Annotated in this window: 2 protein-coding genes and 1 pseudogene; all 3 read right to left on the bottom strand. The window is 39.1% G+C overall.

All coding sequences use genetic code 11. The features are described from left to right. Positions 1-196: 196 nt before the first annotated feature. Positions 197-1,648 carry a transposase gene (locus ACQYAD_RS02580; protein WP_430235218.1) on the bottom strand — a complete coding sequence of 484 codons (1,452 nt, stop codon included), beginning with the start codon at positions 1,646-1,648 and terminating at the stop codon, positions 197-199. 290 nt (positions 1,649-1,938) lie between these two features. After that, a pseudogene (locus ACQYAD_RS02575) lies at positions 1,939-2,910 on the bottom strand (ArsB/NhaD family transporter); the annotation flags it as partial. Between the two features lie 264 nt (positions 2,911-3,174). Then, on the bottom strand, positions 3,175-4,635 hold a 1,461-nt coding region (locus ACQYAD_RS02570; RefSeq protein ID WP_430235216.1), incomplete at its 5' end, for a helicase-related protein.

The raw sequence follows: 4,635 nt of genomic DNA, 5'->3' as shown, positions 1-4,635 counted from the left end.
GAGCAACAGGACTAAATTAAAATTGGGATAAAGCAACTTGAAATTTTTGGGATGGAGGAGAAGGCCTTAGATGATTTTTCTTAGTTTCTCGACTTCTTATTTATCTTTTTTGTAAATGGAACCTAAAAAAGGGCATACTTATCCCGTCATCAGTTTTCGCACTTACAATAACTGGTAGTTACGTTATTAAAAATTTCTATGCGGATAGTTTTGTCCACCCTCGATAGAGCTGTCCAGTTTCTTGAACGGACATATAAGCCAAGACGTGTGAGGTTATGATGCATCGATCTACATGGGCCTCTACTGCTACACGTCCCCGTTTGTGGACTCTACGTAAGCTAAGTCCTTCTTTGGCTTGTGCGTTAACTCGCTCGATGGCCGTTCTTTCCGAAAATTTTGTTTTAAATGATTGAAGATGTTGCGGAAATTCCGGATCTATTTGCGGCGTTTGCGATTGTTGAATCCGAATTGTTCTGCCTGTTTGGGCTCCGCTACAACATTGAATATGGCAGGCTTCCGAACAAGTGAGCCCTTCTTGTTTATACTTTGGATCAAATACGGGACATGTCCAAACGTATTGCTTTTTTGTTTCATCCAGCCCTTTCAATTTTAACTTATGTCCACTAATACAATGTGGAACACCATACTTATCGAGTTTTGCCATTCCACGGGCATCCAGTTCTTGATCCTTGATTTTTCGTGGATTAATCGGAGCCAATAGTTTGGTCTGAAGAATGTTTTTTGCATATTGTTGATTATCTTTACTTTGATAGATTCCATCTGCGCTTACGTATTGCACGTTTTCCAGAAATTTTTCAGGAAGATCTTGCTTTACCTTTTCCAAAGTCGGTTCGAGAGTTATGGCATCACTTTCTCCACCTTTAAAAACACATCTAGATAATGGGAGTTCCGATTTAACACCGCATACAAGCGCTACTTTATGGGCTATGTAAGAAACAGTATTGCTTTTTCTCATAAGTCCAACATTGTCATCCGTAGGGATTTTCGGACAATCGCATGGTTCAGAATGGCCACATTTGCGAACTGCATTTAAAGTGGCTTCGGCTTCGACATGTGTAGTATCGACGGCCAATTGTTCTTCTTTCTCTATAATTCCTTGTTGGATGTTGAAATTCACCATAAGCTGACGAGCCTTTTCCCATAATCCGTTTTCGATCATAATCTGATCAAAACGTTCAAAGGTCCTAAGGCACGGAGTGCTGGTAAAACCGCAAACCATTCGAAAATCAGAGTTCCCCACCACTTGGAAATGAACACTTGTGACCATGACTTCCACATAAAGAAGTGGGGCTAAGAGAAACGATTTTAACAGTACATAAAAGTCAATTCCCTCTCGTCCTCTAGACGATTTTTTTGGCTTCGCACTCACGTCCCTTGGCAAATGTGGAAATAATTCGACTTGAGATTCATCAGAATTCCTTTGATTCCTCTTGTCCCAATTTCGCTGAAACCTTGCATTAATGTACTCTTGTTCAATGGGAGCGAAAACCTCTTCCCAAGGGAAATCAAGCGCCAATTTTACATAAGGAAGGTGGCGCAAAGAGGAGAAGTTGTCTTGCGCAAATGAAAATGAGGGTTGAAGGTAGATTACATTTGAATATGATTTTGGTATAATAGAATCAGTCATAATGAATTCCTTTCGTAATGGTTGTGTTGGTACTTCTATTTTACCAAAGGAGATTCATTATGGCTTTTCTTTTTGTCTAAATAGGCAAAGTTTCTATCTTCCATTAAACCCCTGTAAAAAATTAGGGTAAAAAAATTATAAAACGACCGAATTTGGTCCTATTTCGTCTAAAGTGAGATTTGACAACTCGAAAGGCATTCGTTCCACGCAGTGACCGTGGAAACACTTTTTCAATTAATAATCAAATAAAGTCAATACTATCAAGGGTTCAGGATTTTTGTCCTGTGGCTCAAAAGATTGGACAAACCGATATTGTTCAATCCGTAGATGATACTATACATCGTAAACGCAAAAACGAATATATGCCAAGGGGTTTTCGTTATCATATCAACTGGCGATATCTTTAAATAGAACCATCTCCAGATCAGCAGAATAACCGACCCGAATACTGCTACATATTCCATTGGAATTCCGAAATAGGAAGCGATAAACAAGCTGATTCTTGTAAAAAAGACGAAGAGCAAAATCCATTTCATGATCTTTAACTGCTTTTGATTGTTGGAAGGTGGGTGCGGATCCTGCAGTGGATGGTACAGTTTTTCCTGGATATCGAATGAGATGTTGACTGGGGGCAGTTCTTTTGGTATGTCTTTTTTGTAAACAAGGAAGAGTAACCCAGCCAAAAACAACAAACCAAGAATTGCGGGGACAAACATCATTGCCGTTTGCGTATAGAGATTCATGTGTATAATTTTGAGGGCAATTAGATTGACGATATTGCTTACGCCAATTGGAGCACTTGCAGCAGTTGCAACGAGAGCGCCGCTAATTAGATAAGGTATCTTTTGGTGCGGTTTCAGCTGATATTTTTTAACTAAAAGAACAAAGATAGGTGTTGTCATAAGTATACTGCCATCATTATTAAAAAACAGGGTCATTAAAAAACTAAGCAAATTGATTAACCAAAAAAGGCGAATTCCAGAACCTTTAGCATATTTTGCTAATGCGGCCGTTGCCCAATGATAAAATCCAAAGCTTTCAAGTACGAGCGCCATTACCAATGTTGAAATAATCGTTACAGCTGCACCGCTTACTTTTGTACTGATATCAAACAGATTGGCCATCGTAATATTTCCGAAAACCAGGATAACGACCGCCCCTATTGTTGATGGTATCGCTTCATTTAACCCTCTTGGCCTCCAAAAGATGAAAAGCATGGTGAGAAGAAAACTTATTATTGTAATAAGGGTTACAGTATTCATTTTTAAACAGTCTCCTATCGGGGTGAAACTTGGGATAGATTTTAACTAAAACTCACTTAACCTCCTTACTTTGTCTTTACTATTCATTTGTACTGTATATATACGTGCCGTAGAGTATACTTGTACTAAACAATTGAATCATTTTTCGGCAAATCAGCATTTATCCATAGGAAAGCTCCAAGCTTCTTCGAGGCTTGGAGCAAAACAATGCAGATTAGTATTCTTCACAGGAATCGGAAAGAAACACAAAAGCTGAAAGGATACTTACCAGTCATAAGAAAAATCTCGGTTATTGCGATGTCTTGCCGCATGGCAGGAATTGCAAATAGTATACGCATGATCCCATGGAAGAGCTTTTCCGCACTGCTTACACTTTTTCGAAAAAGATTTTAAATCTTTTTTCAATGCTTCATGGACTTGATCGCTAATTTCTTCTCGAAGCCGTTCCCAATACACCGCCTCCGTCCGTTTTTCAAGACGATATAAAAATAAAAGGTGGAGGCCAATTGCTTTATAAGTATGTTCCAAATCCTCCAAACTTCGCTGTTTAATAGCTGGCTTCGGCAGCTCTCCTCTACTCAGAAGCGCATACATAGTCTCTTCCCATTGGTTGATTAGTCCGGGATCATTTGCAGAAAAGGGGAGATGCAAAAATCCATAAAGATCCATTAAGGATAGGCGTGCTTCAATTTCTGTCCCGCGAATAAGATCATATAGAAATTTTTCTTCAGAAAGGATAGCTTTCTTTGTTCCCGGCGGATTCTTAAATTTATCCCACAGATCAAAAAAATGCCCCAAATCATGAGAATACTTTTGAAAACGTTCCAATACAGCTTTCGTTGGGGCAATCGCAAAAGTATGAACAGATTCATCTTCTTGATGCAACAAGCGCCGCATGATTTTGATATCACTGACAAAAGCAACCTTACCAATATCGTAAATTCCTTTTCTTCCCGCCCTTCCGGCAATTTGTTTAACTTCCTGTGAAGTCAGCCGTCTTCTTCTTGATCCATCAAATTTTTCATTTTCCAAAAAGACAATTCTTCTGATTGGAAGGTTAAGCCCCATTCCAATCGCATCTGTTGCTACAATGACTTTTGTTTGTCCCGCTAAAAATTGTTTTATTTGTTTTTTTCTTGTTTCTGGCGGCATGCTGCCATAAATCATGCTCACCGTATATCCATCATACTGCAGCTTTGAAGCAGTTTCTAAAACGCGTCGGCGCGAAAAACAAATAAGGGCATCACCTGTTTGAATTTGCTGGATCTTAAATTCCTTTGATTCGACTTCAAGCGGGATATCACGGCTGTATTCATGAATTTCAATATCTGCTTCATTTAAAAGCTGAAGCATTATCGGTTTAGCGCTTTTACTACTAATAATATGGACTTCTTTTGCATTTGCTTTGGTGATCGCTTTATACCATGAGAAGCCTCGATCCTTGTCGGTTATCATCTGGGCCTCATCAATCACAACAACATCATAGAAATCCTTTTCGTGGAACATTTCAACTGTACTCGAAATATGGACAGCATTTGAAACAAATTTCTCTTCTTCACCTGTTTTTAACGAACACGCGATTCCTTCAGCATTTAATTTATCAAAAACCTCTAATGCTAAAAGTCTTAACGGTGCGAGATACACCCCGCTTTTAGCTGCTTTCATCCGTTCCAAGGCATGATGGGTCTTACCCGTATTAGTCTCTCCAATATGAAGCACATAGTA

It is taken from the genome of Neobacillus sp. SM06 (assembly GCF_050496765.1).
In the GTDB taxonomy this organism is placed as follows: Bacteria; Bacillota; Bacilli; order Bacillales; family Cytobacillaceae; genus JAEVLT01.
Note: the sequence above shows the minus strand (reverse complement) of the source record. Positions and strands in the feature narration are given on the sequence as shown.